This window comes from Streptomyces sp. NTD91 (genome assembly GCF_059510455.1).
Window position 1 is genome coordinate 91,211 of the sequence record NZ_JCAJZW010000005.1, and the last position, 12,550, is coordinate 103,760.

The following is a 12,550-nucleotide window of genomic DNA, read 5'->3' on the forward strand; positions in this document are numbered from 1 at the left end:
CGGCGTTCACTCCTCGACGAGGAGCTTCTCCCGCAGCTGGGCCAGGGTGCGGGCGAGCAGTCGGGAGACGTGCATCTGGGAGATGCCGACCTCCTGCGCGATCTGCGACTGGGTCATGTTCCCGAAGAAGCGCAGCAGCAGGATCCGCTTCTCGCGCGGCGGGAGATCCTCCAGCAGCGGCTTGAGCGATTCCCGGTACTCCACGCCCTCCAGCGCCTCGTCCTCCGCGCCGAGGGTGTCGGCGACCGCCGGGGACTCGTCGTCGGTGTCGGGAACGTCCAGGGACAGCGTGGAGTACGCGTTGGCGGACTCCAGGCCCTCCAGGACCTCCTCCTCGGAGATCGTGAGCTTCTCGGCCAGCTCGTGGACCGTGGGGGAGCGGCCGTGCAGCTGGGACAGCTCGGCCGTCGCCGTGGTCAGCGACAGGCGCAGCTCCTGGAGCCGGCGCGGCACCCGGACCGCCCAGCCCTTGTCACGGAAGTGCCGCTTGATCTCGCCGACCACGGTCGGGGTGGCGTACGTGGAGAACTCCACGCCGCGCTCCGGGTCGAACCGGTCGACGGACTTGATCAGACCGATCGTGGCGACCTGGGTCAGATCGTCCAGCGGCTCGCCGCGGTTGCGGAACCGGCGGGCCAGGTGCTCCACGAGCGGCAGGTGCATACGGACCAGCTGGTTGCGCAGTTCCGCGTACTCCGCGCTGCCCGCGTTCAGCTTGCGCAGCTCCACGAACATTGCCCGCGCACCGCTGCGGTCCGCCGGGTCGTGCCGTACGGGCTGTACGGCCTCCGCGCTCGGCGCGTCGCCCTCGGCGTACCGCTCGTGCTCGCTCATCGTCCCGCCCGTAGCCCTTCCCCGAGCCCTGGCCCCCGTGCGGCCTCCGGGCGCTGCCGGTGGGGCGTCCTGGACGGCGCCGTCACCACCGATCCGCGCGGAGTCGTCCTCCGGGTGCGGCCTGGCCTGCTCGGGGATGCCGTCGATGCCGTCCGCCATGCGCCGGGACGTGTCCGGGGCAGTCGCCCCGGAGACGTCACCCGTGCTCGGCCAGGGGGCACCCCCGTCCCCGGCCGGCAGCTCCCGTGTGCCGCGCTCTTCGTCCCGCACCGGACCGTCCCCGTTCCTCACGCCGGGCCGGGGCCCGCGCCGCGCTGTTTGTAGAGGCTGATCGACACGGTCTTGTCCTCGTCGACGGCGGACGAGACCTTGCCCGCGAGGGCCGACAACACGGTCCAGGCGAAGGTGTCCCGCGAGGGTGCGTGACCGTCCGTGGTCGGCGCCGAGACCGTGACCTCCAGCGAATCGTCGACGAGCCGGAAGACACAGCCGAGCACGGAGCCGGGCACGGCCTGTTGGAGCAGGATCGCGCAGGCCTCGTCCACGGCGATGCGCAGGTCCTCGATCTCGTCCAGGGTGAAGTCCAAGCGGGCCGCGAGACCGGCCGTGGCCGTCCGCAGCACCGACAGGTAGGCACCCGCGGCCGGCAGCCGGACTTCCACGAAGTCCTGATTCGCCGCGGGCTCGCCTGCGATCTGGGACACCCTCACCTCCATGGTGGTACAAGCTCTACGGCGCCGAGGGTCGCCCCCCGGCGTAACGCGTACGTGGTTCCGCGGTGACGCTATCGCGCTCCGAACGGTCCTGTCCCAGGACCCCAACCCCCTTGCGTCACTCACAGTAAAGCTGTGCATACGCTCCGTGTCTAGAGGGTTTGCCTGTCCAAATGCGAACAGCGCGCGCCGGATTGACGTACCCAGACGTCAGACGCCCGAACCGTCGTCAGGTCGCCGCCGCATGCAGTGTCACACGACAACGGGGTGGAACGGGAACACGATCACGCCGGATCCCGCTGACGATCAGGGGGATCACACCAGCACGTGGTCCACGAAGCACCACTTCCAGTCCTCGCCGGGCTCGAACGTCCGCATCACCGGGTGACCGGACTGCTCGTGGTGCTGCGTGGCGTGCCTCCCGGGCGAGGAGTCGCAGCAGCCGACATGGCCGCAGGTGAGGCACAACCGCAGCTGGACCGGGTGCGTGCCGTCCCGGAGGCACTCCGGGCAGGTGGGACCGAGCGGCTCCGGTTCCGGGTGCGGCAGCGCGTCTGCGTGCGTGCACTGTTTCATGATTGCCAGATTACGACGGGCGCGCGGGTGACCGCGCGGAAAACGAGGGTGGGCGAGGGTCATGGACGTGATGCCGCTGCTGTTGCTGGTGGCGGGCAGTGCGGCGGTCGCGGGGGCCGCCCGGCGCACCCCGGTGCCGGCGCCGCTGCTGCTGGTCGCCGTGGGCCTCGCGGTCTCGTACCTCCCCGGGGTCCCGCACTACACCCTCGACCCGGACGTCGTGCTGCCGCTGGTGCTGCCGCCGCTGCTGTACAAGGAGGGCACCGAAAGCTCCTACCTGGATCTGCGCGCCCAGATGCGGCCCGTGGGGCTGCTGTCGATCGGGTACGTGCTGTTCGCGACCTTCGCCGTCGGCTGGATCGCCTACCTCGTCGTACCGGGGCTGCCGCTGCCCGCCGCGCTGGTGCTGGGCGCGGTGGTCGCGCCGACGGACGCGGTCGCGGCCGCGGCGATCGCGCGCCGGGTCGGCCTGCCGTCCCGCATCACCACCATCCTCCAGGGCGAGTCGCTGCTCAACGACGCCACCGCGATCACCGCCTACCGGGTGGCGCTCGCCGCGGCCGTCGGCGAGGGCGCCACCTGGGCGGGCGGGATCGGGGAGTTCCTGCGGGCCGCCGTCGGGGGCGTCGTCGTCGGCCTGGTGCTCATGGTGCCGATCCACTGGCTGCGCACCCACCTGAGGGAGGCCCTGCTCCAGAACACGCTCTCCCTGCTGATCCCGTTCGTCGCCTACGGCGTCGCCGAGCAGTTCCACGGCTCCGGCGTCCTCGCCGTCGTGGTGGTCGCGGTCTATCTCGGGCACCACGCCTGGGAGGTCGACTTCGCCACCCGGCTGCAGGAGGACGCGGTGTGGCGGATGGTCGCCTTCCTGCTGGAGTCGGCGGTGTTCGCGCTGATCGGCCTGCAACTGCCGACCGTCCTCAAGGGATTGGGCGCCTACCAGGGGGCCGACGCGATCCGGTACGCCATCGAGGTCTTCCTGGTGGTCGTCGCGGCCCGCTTCATGTGGGTGTTTCCGGCGACCTTCCTGCCCCGCGCGCTGTTCCGGCGCATCAGGGAGCGCGAGCCGGACACCACCTGGCGGGCTCCGGTCGTGACGGGATGGGCCGCCATGCGCGGTGTGGTGTCGCTGGCCATCGCGTTCTCCATCCCGCTCACGGTGCACGGCGGCGCCCCCTTCCCGCAGCGGAACCTGATCCTCTTCCTGACCTTCACCACGGTCATCGGCACCCTCGTGGTGCAGGGCCTCACCCTCGCGCCCCTCATCCGCCTGCTGCGGTTCCCCGGCCGCGACCCGCAGGCGGAGACGCTCGCCGAGGCCAACGCCCAGGCACAGGCCTCCCGCGCCGCCGAGAGCCGCCTCGACGACCTCCTCGCCGACGAGCGCAACGCCCTGCCCCCGCCGCTCGCCGACCGGCTGCGCACGGTCCTGGAGCGCCGCCGCAACGCCGTCTGGGAGCGCCTCGGCCAGACCAACCCGATCAGCGGCGAGTCCGTCGACGACACCTACCGGCGCCTGTCCCGCGAGGTGATCAGCACCGAACGCGAGGTCTTCGTCAAGCTCCGCGACCACCGCTACATCGACGACGAGATGCTGCGCGCGCTGCTCAGACGCCTGGACCTGGAGGAGGCGGCGGCCTACCGGGAGGCGGAGTAGGGCCGAGGGAACGGGCGCCCGGTGACGACGGCGGCGACCGTCGTCCCGGGCGGGAAGGCGCCCTCGTCCGCGAGGGCGACAAGTCCGTAGAGCAGCTTGGCGACATAGAGACGTTCGACGGGCACGTGGTGGCGGTCCTCGAAGTCGTCCGCGAACGCGTGCAGCGCGGGTGTCGTACGGGCGTACCCGCCGAAGTGGAAGCGCTCGTCGAGGGACCAGTCGCCGGCGCGGCCGCCGAAGGCACGTTCCTGCAGCGCCTGTACCTCCTCGCCCAGGAAGCCGCCCTTGAGGACGGGGACGCCGAGCGCACGCTGGCCGGGGCCCAGGCCCGCGGCCAGGCCCGCGAGCGTGCCGCCGGTGCCGCAGGCCACGGCGACGACACGTGCGTGACCGCGCAGTTCCTCGCCCAGCGCCCGGCACCCGAGCACGGCCGCGCTGTTGCTTCCGCCCTCGGGCACGACGTACGCCCCCTCGGCGCCGACCGCCCGCAGCACGGAGTCCAGCGTCTTGGGCTCGTGCTTGTGCCGGTACGTCGATCTGTCGACGAAGTGCAGCCGCATGCCGTCCGCCGCGCACCGGGCCAGCGAGGGGTTCAGCGGACGGTCGGCCAGTTCCTCGCCGCGGACCACGCCGGTGGTTTCCAGCCCGAGGATGCGGCCCGCGGCGGCGGTGGCCCGCAGGTGATTGGAGTAGGCCCCGCCGAAGGTGACCAACGGCCGGCCCCGCGCCGCCTCGATGTTCGGCACGATCTTGCGCCACTTGTTGCCGATCAGCTCCGGGTGGATCAGGTCGTCACGCTTGAGGAGCAGCCGCAGCCCACGCCGCCCGAACCGCTCGTCGTCCACGTCCTGGAGGGGGGAGGGGAGGCGGGGCATGAGCGTCGCGGGGCTGGTCACCGCTCCATTGTCCGCGCCCCGCCGTCGCTTCGGCCGCTCGCCCACCCGCACCCGCGGCCCGTCCGCCCCGGACCCCCGCGGATCCGCCTTCCCGGGCCGCCACTCCCGTCGTCGCCCGAACCGCCCGGTGCCGTCGACACACCGCCGCGGCGGCCCGTCCGACCGCCTCCGGCCGGGGCCGGAGGCCGGGCGTCCGCACCGTCGCCCAGGTTCTCGCACGCGAAGCCGTGGAGGTGCCGGCCGTCTCCGTACCCGCCTCGTCGGCCGGTGCCAGCCCGGGGCGGGCGGGGACGGCCGTCCCGGCGGACACGCACCGTGTGCGCGTCGCCGCGTGGTGGATCACCACGCGGTGCAGGACCCCACGGGCCGTTGCGGTTGCGGCTGCGCCGGTCGTGAGGCCCTTTGCTCGCACCTCCGGAAACCCGCCCGCGGACAGGGATGGGGCCATGCCGACTTTCCTGCCGCGCCGGTCCGCGGTCCCCCTTTCTGCCCAGTAGTCCGATCATCCATTCCCGCTCTTTCAGGTAATTGAGCGATCACGTTCCGTGCTGGAAGGCTCGGTGTCGAGACCGGTGCCTGCTGCGATTCGGCGCCGGGCATACCTGGGAGGCAAATTCTCTATGTCGGTAGGCGAAGAGGTCCGCACGGATCAAGGCAAGCCGCAGCAGTCCCTCGGGACGGCGGCAGCGCGGAACCTGGCCACCACCACCAAGTCCGTACCGCAGATGCAGGAGATCAGCTCCCGCTGGCTGCTGCGCGCACTCCCGTGGGTCGACGTCCAGGGCGGCACCTACCGGGTCAACAGGCGGCTCGCGTACACCGTCGGCGACGGCCGCATCACCTTCGTGAAGACCGGGGACCAGGTCGAGGTGATCCCGGCCGAACTCGGCGAGCTGCCGGCCCTGCGCGGCTACGAGGACGAGGAGGTGCTGACGGAGCTGGCCCGGCGCTGCCGCCAACGCGACTTCGCCCCCGGTCAGGTGATCGCCGACTTCGGCAACCGGACGGGCGAGGTGTACCTGCTGGCGCACGGCAGGGTCGAGAAGATCGGCACCGGCCCCTACGGTGACGACGCCGTCCTCGGAGTCCTCGCCGACGGCGCCTACTTCGGCGACCGGGCGCTGCTGGACCCGGACGCCATCTGGGAGTGCACCGTCCGCGCGGACACCCCGACCACCGTGCTGATCCTCAGCCGCGACGACTTCGAGCGGGTCGCCGAGCGCGCCGACACCCTGCGCGATCACCTCGAGCGGCTGCGCTCGACGCCGGAGCAGCCGACCAACAAGTACGGCGAGAAGGAGGTCGAGCTGGCGGCCGGCCACTTCGGCGAGCCCGACATCCCGCACACCTTCGTCGACTACGAACCCCGGCCCCGCGAGTACGAGCTGAGCATCGCCCAGACCGTGCTGCGCATCCACACGCGCGTGGCCGACCTGTACAACCAGCCGATGAACCAGACCGAGCAGCAGCTCAGGCTCACCGTCGAGGCGCTCAAGGAGCGCCAGGAACACGAGCTGGTCAACAACCGCGACTTCGGCCTGCTGCACAACTGCGACTACGACCAGCGGATCCAGCCGCACGACGGCGTGCCCGGCCCTGACGACATGGACGAGCTGCTCAGCCGCCGGCGCAGCACCAAGCTGTTCCTGGCCCACCCGCGCGCGATCGCCGCGTTCGGGCGCGAGCTGAACAAGCGGGGACTGGTCCCGGAGACGATCGAGATCGCCGGCAACCGCATCCCGACGTGGCGCGGTGTGCCGATCTACCCGTGCAACAAGATTCCGGTCAGTCCGCAGCGCACGACCTCGATCATCGCGATGCGCACCGGCGAGCAGGACCAGGGTGTCATCGGCCTCCGGCAGTCGGGCATCCCGGACGAGATCGAGCCGAGTCTTTCCGTGCGGTTCATGGGCATCAACGAACAGTCCATCGTCAAGTACCTGGTCACGGCCTACTACTCGGCCGCCGTGCTGGTGCCCGACGCGCTCGGCGTGCTGGAGAACGTCGAGATCGGCCGGTGGAGGTGACGTTTCCGCACTTCGTGGTCGTGTCTCCGGCCGTCGGCAGGGGTAGACCCTCGGAATATGCGTCCGGCCGGGCCGGCGACGCCGGTGTCCGGGGACCTGGCGAGGGGGAGACATGGCCGAGTTCATGACGGAGACCGAGCAGCGTTCCCCCGCCGTGCCGCACCCGGGCGCGGCGGGGGAACGGCGGGGAGGGCCCGGCGTCGCCGGTGCGGGCCCGCTCGACGGGCACACCGAGGGACCGCGGGAAGGTCACCCGGACGGGCCGGAGGCGGCGGTGCTGCTGGAGCGCACCCGGGCCCTCGTCGACCCGGAGCTGCGCGCGGCCCTGGAGTCGCTGCCGGGCCCTCTGCGCCGTGTCGCGCTCTACCACTTCGGCTGGCAGACCGCGGACGGCACCCCGGCGGCCGGCAACGCCGGCAAGGCGATCCGGCCCGCGCTCGTCCTGGCGGCGGCCGCGGCTCTCGGCGGACCGGCGGCCCGTACGGCGGCGGTCCGGGCGGCGGTGGCGGTCGAACTGGTCCACAACTTCACGCTGTTGCACGACGACGTGATGGACCGGGACACCTCCCGCCGGCACCGGCCCACCGCCTGGACCGTGTTCGGCGTCACCGACGCGATACTCGCCGGTGACGCCCTCCAGGCGCTGGCCCTGCGGCTGCTCGCCGAGGACCAGCACCCCGCCTCCGGGCCGGCCGCGGCACGGCTCGCGGACTGTGTCGTGCAGCTGTGCGCCGGACAGCACACCGACACGGACCTGGAGCACCGCGCGCCGGACGAGGTCACCCTCGACGAGGTGCTCGCCATGGCCGAGGCGAAGACCGGTGCCCTGCTGGGCTGCGCCTGCGCCCTCGGCGCGCTGTACGCGGGCGCCGGTGGCCACGAGGTGGCGGCGCTGGACGGCTTCGGCCGTCAGGCCGGGCTCGCCTTCCAGCTGATCGACGACGTCATCGGCATATGGGGCGACCCAGGGCACACCGGGAAGCCGGCCGGCGCCGATCTCGCGGCCCGCAAGAAGTCGCTGCCGGTGGTGGCGGCCCTCGTCTCCGGTACCGGGGCGGCGGCCGAACTCGCCGAGCTGTACGGCAAGCCGTACGTCTCCGGTGACGACGAGGGCATCGCGCGCACGGCACGGGCGGTGGAGCGGGCGGGCGGCCGGGACTGGGCACAGGCCGAGGCGGCCGACCGGATGGCGCGCGCCGTGCACGAGCTGTCCCGCGCGGTCCCCGTTCCCGAGGCGGCGGACGGCCTGCTGGCACTCGCCGAGTTCGTGACCCGCCGCAGCAACTGAGCCCGGCGCGGGTGGCAGGGGGGCCGGTGCCTCTGCGGGTGCGGGGAACCGGACGGAGCCCGGGGCGTCTGCTGGTGCGGGGGCTGGGAGGAACCCGGGGCCTTTGTCGGCGGTCGTGAGGGGCCCGGGGTCTTCGTCGGTGCGGGAGGCCGGACAAGGAGTTCACCCCGGACTCGGTGCGCGCCTTCGGCAACGGCGGGCTGGTGCGGACGTACCGCAGGAAGCGCTGAGTCCCGGCCCGCCCTACCCTGAGGACATGGACAGCCAGGACCACGTCTGTCCCGTCTGCGGATGGCCCGTCGACACGGTCGTCGGGCGGCGCAAGACGCTGGGCGCCTGGGTACCGGTGTGGAGGCCCGGCCCCTGTCGCAACCCCGACTGCGCGGCCCACGGAAAGCCCGCCGAGCCGCATGCTCCCGAGGACGGGACCGGGCGCCCGCGCCCCGGTGACCCCGCGGCCGGAACACCCTGAGCCGGGGCGGTCCCAGGTCGAAGGAGGGGGCCATGAAGTACCTGGTGACGGTGCACGCGACGCAGGCGGAGTACGACGCGATGGCCGGCCGGCCCACCGAGCACGCTCCTGCCTGGACGGAGGCGCGACTCAAGGCCATGTACCTGTACATGAGCGCGATCAACGACGAGCTCGACGCGTCCGGGGAACTGGTGGCCGCACAGGGGCTGGCCGAGCCCGCCCGGACCCGGCTGGTGGCGCGAGGAAAGGGCGGCGCGACCGTGATCACCGACGACCCGTACGGCGAGACCGACCCGCTGCCGGCGGGTTACTGGGTGGTGGACTGCGCGAGCCTGGACCGGGTCACCGAGATCGCCGAACGCGTCACCCGCTGTCCCGGCCCCGAGGGCGCGAACGAGTACCCTGTGGTGATCCGGCCGATCATGGACGTCGCCGACGACGTCGGCGACGCATGAGGAGACGCGCGGACCGGCAGGGCCGTAGCGTGGCCGCATGCCGAAACTGCCCCGTATCTTCCACGTCACCGAGCGCTCCCTGTGGGAGGCGGCCCGCGAGCGCGGCGCCTATGAGATGTCGACCCGTGGCCGCACCCTCCAGGAGGAGGGTTTCATCCACTTCTCCACCCGCGAACAGCTCCCGCGCGTCGCCGCGTTCCTCTACGGCGACTACGACGGCCCGGACGAACTGGTCGTGCTGGTCGTGGACCCGGCCCTGGTCGGCGCACGGGTGAAGTACGAGGCCATGGAGCCCGGCGGGGAGGAGTTCCCGCACGTGTACGGGCCGGTGCCTGCGGACGCCGTGGTGGACGTGGAGCCCTGGGGGTGACCGGTGAGGGGGGCTCACGACTCGGCGTGCGCCCGTGAACTCCCCCGGACCTCCCGGCGTTTCACTCCGCGGGCCGCTGGAGGAAGCGCAGCTGGTTGCCCGCCGGGTCCCGGAAGGCGCAGTCGCGTACCCCGTACGGCTGGTCCGTCGGCTCCTGGAGCACATCGGCGCCGGACTCCCGCACCCGCTCGAAGAGCGCGTCGCAGTCCTCGGTGGTGAAGATGACACCCCTCAGCATGCCCTTGGCCAGCAGCTCCGCGAGCGCCTGCCGGTCGGCGGGGGAGGCGTCCGGGTTCGCGCCGGGCGGCTCCAGCACGATCTCGACGTCCGGCTGGAGCGGCGAGCCCAGCGTCACCCACCGCATGCCCTCGAAGCCCACGTCGTTGCGGACCTCCAGGCCGAGCACGTCACGGTAGAAGGCGAGCGCCTTGTCGTGGTCGTCCACCGCGATGAAGCACTGCTTGAGTTTCACGTCCATGGCCTCACGCTAGGCCCATCCGCGCCGGTGCGCGCGCGAGTCGGCGGGACCGGCGCAGCCGCCGACGGCGGGTGCGGGCGGCTCAGCAGGGTCTGCGGCGGGGCCGCGTGAACGTCCGGGCCACGCAGGACGGGATCACCGCGCCCTCCTGGTGGTCGCGGGCCCGGTAGGCGCTCGGCGTCTCCCCGACCAACTCGGTGAAGCGGGAGCTGAAGGAACCGAGCGACGTACAGCCCACGGCCAGGCAGACCTCGGTGACCGTGAGGTCCCCCCGCCGCAGCAGCGCCTTGGCCCGCTCGATCCTGCGGGTCATGAGGTAGCTGTACGGCGTCTCCCCGAAGGCCTTGCGGAAGCTGCGCTGGAAGTGGCCCGGGGACATGTGGGCGCCGCGGGCCAGCTCGGTCATGTCGAGCGGCTCGGCGTACTCACGGTCCATGCGGTCGCGCACGCGCCGCAGCCGTCTGAGGTCCTCCAGGGTCACGTCCACAGCTTGGCACAGGGCACCGACAGCGCGGGACGGAACGATTGCGCAGAGGAACGCACACCGCACTGCGCCGTCTTCGGCATGCCGTTGTTTCTCCCCTGCCGAGCTGCCGACCACCCTGCCCGCCGCCGCGCTGGTCGGCGGCCTGGGCGCCCGCGGCGGCTTGCCGCCTGCCGCAGTTCGGTCATCGCGTCACGTCCGGCACCCTCGACGGCCTCCGGTGCGGCCTCGGCCGCGTCCGGCAGGACGGCCGGTACCTCGCGGGCGGCGGTCGCCTGGACGACCATCAGGCTGACCTTGTGGCTGACGATGTCGTGCAACTCGCGGGCGAGGCGGGCACGCTCGGCTGCCACCGCCGGGCGGGCGGCGGCCTCCCGTTCGCGCTCCAGCAGCCACCGCCGGTCCTCCAGAACCGTGCGGTGCCGATGGCGGGCGCGCGCCAGCAGCACGGCGGTACCCCGGCCATCGCCAGCTCACCACCGAGCAGGCCGCGAGCAGCCGGCCTGCTCCCGCCTCCGCCACCTCTGTCTTCGCGACCTCTGGCAACGGTCCTCGGCAGAACGTCAAGCGGGTCCGGCTCGTCCTCGGCCACGCCTCCGCCGTCATCACGCTGCGGATCTACGCCCATCTGTGGCCGGGCGAAGAAGACCGCACCCGGACCGTCATGCCGCCGTTCGCGGCGGCCTGCGGACCGGGTGCGGACCGGAAGACCAGGCGATCAAGGAAAGCCCAGGTCAAACGGCATGATCGGAGATCAAGCCTTCTTGGTCTCCCAGAAGATCTTGTCGATCTGGGCGATGTGGTCCAGAGCCTTCTGGCCCGTCGCCGGGTCGGTGGACGCCTTGGCGGCCGAGAGGGCCTTCAGGGTGTCGTTGACCAGCTGGTGCAGCTCCGGGTACTTCTCGAAGTGCGGGGCCTTGAAGTAGTCGCTCCAGAGGACGGAGACGTGGTGCTTGGCCAGCTCTGCGCGCTGCTCCTTGATGACGGTGGCGCGCGCCTGGTAGTGGGGGTCGTCGTTGCCGGCCATCTTCTCCTGGATGGCCTTCACCGACTCCGCCTCGATGCGGGCCTGGGCCGGGTCGTACACGCCGCAGGGCAGGTCGCAGTGGGCGCTGACCTTGACCTTGGGGGCAAACAGGCGGGAAAGCATGGAGCATTCCTTCCTCGTGATCGTCTTCTCAGGTGCGACATTACTCCCTGCGGAAGGCTATTTCTCGGGTGCCCCCTAGGGCTTAGGACAAAAGTCCAGGGTCAGACTGGGACTGTGGAGGAACGGACCGGGGAGGTGCCGGCCATGCCGGAGCTGTCGCAGGAGACGGAGCGGGGGAGAGCCGTTGCGCCGTTCGGACTGGCCGAGGTGACGGGCCCGTCCATGGTGCCCACGCTCCTTCACGGGGACCGGCTGCTGGTGCAGTACGGGGCCCCGGTCAGGCCGGGGGACGTCGTCGTCCTGTGTCATCCGTTCCAGCAGGACCTGCTCGTCGTCAAGCGCGCCGTGGAGCGGCGCGACGGCGGTTGGTGGGTGCTCGGGGACAACCCCTACGCGGGCGGGGACAGCACGGACTACGGGGTCGTGCCCGACGAACTGGTCCTCGGGCGGGCGCGCCTGCGGTACCGGCCGCTGCCGGCCGGTCAGCGCTCGCCGCTCGCGCTGGTGCGCTGGGCGCTCTCCGCGGCGAGACCGCTGTTGCCGGACCGGTCGGCCTCCAGGCGCTTGCGGGCCCGGTAGGCGGCCACGTTGGCGCGGGTGGCGCAGCGGTCGGAGCAGTAGCGCCGGGAGCGGTTGGTGGACGTGTCCAGGTAGGCGTTGCGGCAGGGGGCGGCCTCGCACAGGCCGAGCCGGTCCACGCCGTACTCGGTGAGGTGGAAGGCCAGGCCCATCGCGGCGATCGCGGCGTAGCCGGCGGTCGCGTTCGACGGATGGTCGGCCAGGTGCATGTGCCACAGCGGGCGGCCGTCCTCGTCCCGGTGGTCGTGGCCGGAGATCTGCGGCGACACCGGGAACTCCAGCAGCAGGGAGTTCAGCAGGTCGACCGCGAGGGTCTCGTCGCCCTTGTCGGCCGCCTCGAAGACCGCGCGGAGCCGCGCCCTCACCGAGCGGAAGCGGGTGACGTCGGCGTCGGTGGCGCGGCGGGCCGCCGACGCGTTGGCCCCGAAGAGGTCGCGGACGGCCTCGACCGAGGTCAGCGAGTCCTTGCCCCGGGCCGGTTCCTCGCTGTTGACGAGACGGACGGCGTAATCCGAGTAATAGGCCAGTTCCACTTGTAGTCCTTATGAGGGCGCTTTATGGTCGTGTCTGC

At 72.1% G+C, this 12,550-nt stretch carries 16 protein-coding genes; 7 read left to right on the top strand and 9 right to left on the bottom strand.

From position 1 onward, the window contains the following. Nucleotides 1-6: 6 nt before the first annotated feature. The 3 genes from AC5WRT_RS07925 to AC5WRT_RS07935 form a co-directional block, all read right to left on the bottom strand. A complete protein-coding gene (locus AC5WRT_RS07925) occupies nucleotides 7-1,104 on the bottom strand; it encodes an RNA polymerase sigma factor SigF (protein ID WP_496100040.1) in 1,098 nt (365 codons plus the stop codon). 17 nt (nucleotides 1,105-1,121) lie between these two features. After that, on the bottom strand, nucleotides 1,122-1,538 hold the full coding sequence (locus tag AC5WRT_RS07930; protein WP_055705999.1) for an ATP-binding protein: 417 nt from the start codon (nucleotides 1,536-1,538) through the stop codon (nucleotides 1,122-1,124). 324 nt (nucleotides 1,539-1,862) lie between these two features. Beyond that, nucleotides 1,863-2,123 (bottom strand): UBP-type zinc finger domain-containing protein, encoded by a 261-nt coding sequence (locus tag AC5WRT_RS07935; protein WP_496093570.1) that lies wholly within the window; start codon nucleotides 2,121-2,123, stop codon nucleotides 1,863-1,865. Between the two features lie 61 nt (nucleotides 2,124-2,184). On the opposite strand from AC5WRT_RS07935, the gene AC5WRT_RS07940 reads away from it, so the two are divergent. Beyond that, nucleotides 2,185-3,780, top strand: a complete 1,596-nt coding sequence (locus tag AC5WRT_RS07940; RefSeq protein WP_496093569.1) for a Na+/H+ antiporter — start codon at nucleotides 2,185-2,187, stop codon at nucleotides 3,778-3,780. On the opposite strand, the gene AC5WRT_RS07945 is transcribed toward AC5WRT_RS07940, so the two are convergent. After that, nucleotides 3,762-4,676, bottom strand: a complete 915-nt coding sequence (locus AC5WRT_RS07945) for a 1-aminocyclopropane-1-carboxylate deaminase/D-cysteine desulfhydrase (protein ID WP_496100041.1) — start codon at nucleotides 4,674-4,676, stop codon at nucleotides 3,762-3,764. The two genes, AC5WRT_RS07940 and AC5WRT_RS07945, sit on opposite strands and share 19 nt — an antisense overlap. 620 nt (nucleotides 4,677-5,296) lie before the next feature. Between AC5WRT_RS07945 and AC5WRT_RS07950 the strand changes: the two genes are divergently transcribed. From AC5WRT_RS07950 to AC5WRT_RS07970, 5 genes are all read left to right on the top strand, one after another. Then, the gene (locus tag AC5WRT_RS07950) at nucleotides 5,297-6,703 is read left to right on the top strand and encodes a family 2B encapsulin nanocompartment shell protein (protein ID WP_496093567.1); all 1,407 of its coding nucleotides are present in this window, start codon (nucleotides 5,297-5,299) and stop codon (nucleotides 6,701-6,703) included. A gap of 112 nt (nucleotides 6,704-6,815) precedes the next feature. After that, nucleotides 6,816-7,991: a family 2 encapsulin nanocompartment cargo protein polyprenyl transferase gene (locus AC5WRT_RS07955; protein ID WP_496100042.1), complete on the top strand. Its 1,176-nt coding sequence runs from the start codon at nucleotides 6,816-6,818 to the stop codon at nucleotides 7,989-7,991. 256 nt (nucleotides 7,992-8,247) lie between these two features. Next, nucleotides 8,248-8,463: a hypothetical protein gene (locus tag AC5WRT_RS07960; protein ID WP_496093565.1), complete on the top strand. Its 216-nt coding sequence runs from the start codon at nucleotides 8,248-8,250 to the stop codon at nucleotides 8,461-8,463. Nucleotides 8,464-8,495: 32 nt separating this feature from the next. Beyond that, nucleotides 8,496-8,918, top strand: a complete 423-nt coding sequence (locus AC5WRT_RS07965; RefSeq protein WP_496093564.1) for a YciI family protein — start codon at nucleotides 8,496-8,498, stop codon at nucleotides 8,916-8,918. A gap of 37 nt (nucleotides 8,919-8,955) precedes the next feature. After that, nucleotides 8,956-9,288 carry a DUF952 domain-containing protein gene (locus AC5WRT_RS07970; RefSeq protein WP_496093563.1) on the top strand — a complete coding sequence of 111 codons (333 nt, stop codon included), beginning with the start codon at nucleotides 8,956-8,958 and terminating at the stop codon, nucleotides 9,286-9,288. A gap of 61 nt (nucleotides 9,289-9,349) precedes the next feature. On the opposite strand, the gene AC5WRT_RS07975 is transcribed toward AC5WRT_RS07970, so the two are convergent. From AC5WRT_RS07975 to sodN, 4 genes are all read right to left on the bottom strand, one after another. Continuing rightward, nucleotides 9,350-9,766 carry a VOC family protein gene (locus tag AC5WRT_RS07975; RefSeq protein ID WP_351799586.1) on the bottom strand — a complete coding sequence of 139 codons (417 nt, stop codon included), beginning with the start codon at nucleotides 9,764-9,766 and terminating at the stop codon, nucleotides 9,350-9,352. Between the two features lie 82 nt (nucleotides 9,767-9,848). Continuing rightward, entirely contained in the window at nucleotides 9,849-10,247 is a 399-nt protein-coding gene (locus tag AC5WRT_RS07980) for a helix-turn-helix transcriptional regulator (protein WP_496093562.1), read from the bottom strand. Beyond that, entirely contained in the window at nucleotides 10,244-10,699 is a 456-nt protein-coding gene (locus tag AC5WRT_RS07985; protein WP_496093561.1) for a histidine kinase, read from the bottom strand. Before AC5WRT_RS07985 ends, AC5WRT_RS07980 begins: the two co-directional genes overlap by 4 nt. A 305-nt stretch (nucleotides 10,700-11,004) precedes the next feature. Beyond that, on the bottom strand, nucleotides 11,005-11,400 hold the full coding sequence (gene sodN, locus AC5WRT_RS07990; protein WP_496093560.1) for a superoxide dismutase, Ni: 396 nt from the start codon (nucleotides 11,398-11,400) through the stop codon (nucleotides 11,005-11,007). A 144-nt stretch (nucleotides 11,401-11,544) separates the two neighbouring features. On the opposite strand from sodN, the gene sodX reads away from it, so the two are divergent. Next, nucleotides 11,545-11,979 (top strand): nickel-type superoxide dismutase maturation protease, encoded by a 435-nt coding sequence (gene sodX / locus AC5WRT_RS07995; RefSeq protein WP_496093622.1) that lies wholly within the window; start codon nucleotides 11,545-11,547, stop codon nucleotides 11,977-11,979. On the opposite strand, the gene AC5WRT_RS08000 is transcribed toward sodX, so the two are convergent. Next, the gene (locus AC5WRT_RS08000; RefSeq protein ID WP_496093559.1) at nucleotides 11,883-12,512 is read right to left on the bottom strand and encodes a CGNR zinc finger domain-containing protein; all 630 of its coding nucleotides are present in this window, start codon (nucleotides 12,510-12,512) and stop codon (nucleotides 11,883-11,885) included. The genes sodX and AC5WRT_RS08000 overlap by 97 nt on opposite strands. Nucleotides 12,513-12,550: the final 38 nt, after the last annotated feature.

Excerpts from the sequence above, each read along its gene's own strand:
- AC5WRT_RS07935 (WP_496093570.1), bottom strand. The coding sequence starts at position 2,123 with ATGAAACAGTGCACGCACGCAGACGCGCTGCCGCACCCGGAACCGGAG.
- AC5WRT_RS07940 (WP_496093569.1), top strand. The coding sequence starts at position 2,185 with ATGGACGTGATGCCGCTGCTGTTGCTGGTGGCGGGCAGTGCGGCGGTC.
- AC5WRT_RS07950 (WP_496093567.1), top strand. The coding sequence starts at position 5,297 with ATGTCGGTAGGCGAAGAGGTCCGCACGGATCAAGGCAAGCCGCAGCAG.
- AC5WRT_RS07955 (WP_496100042.1), top strand. The coding sequence starts at position 6,816 with ATGGCCGAGTTCATGACGGAGACCGAGCAGCGTTCCCCCGCCGTGCCG.
- AC5WRT_RS07960 (WP_496093565.1), top strand. The coding sequence starts at position 8,248 with ATGGACAGCCAGGACCACGTCTGTCCCGTCTGCGGATGGCCCGTCGAC.
- AC5WRT_RS07965 (WP_496093564.1), top strand. The coding sequence starts at position 8,496 with ATGAAGTACCTGGTGACGGTGCACGCGACGCAGGCGGAGTACGACGCG.
- AC5WRT_RS07970 (WP_496093563.1), top strand. The coding sequence starts at position 8,956 with ATGCCGAAACTGCCCCGTATCTTCCACGTCACCGAGCGCTCCCTGTGG.
- AC5WRT_RS07975 (WP_351799586.1), bottom strand. The coding sequence starts at position 9,766 with ATGGACGTGAAACTCAAGCAGTGCTTCATCGCGGTGGACGACCACGAC.
- sodN (WP_496093560.1), bottom strand. The coding sequence starts at position 11,400 with ATGCTTTCCCGCCTGTTTGCCCCCAAGGTCAAGGTCAGCGCCCACTGC.
- sodX (WP_496093622.1), top strand. The coding sequence starts at position 11,545 with ATGCCGGAGCTGTCGCAGGAGACGGAGCGGGGGAGAGCCGTTGCGCCG.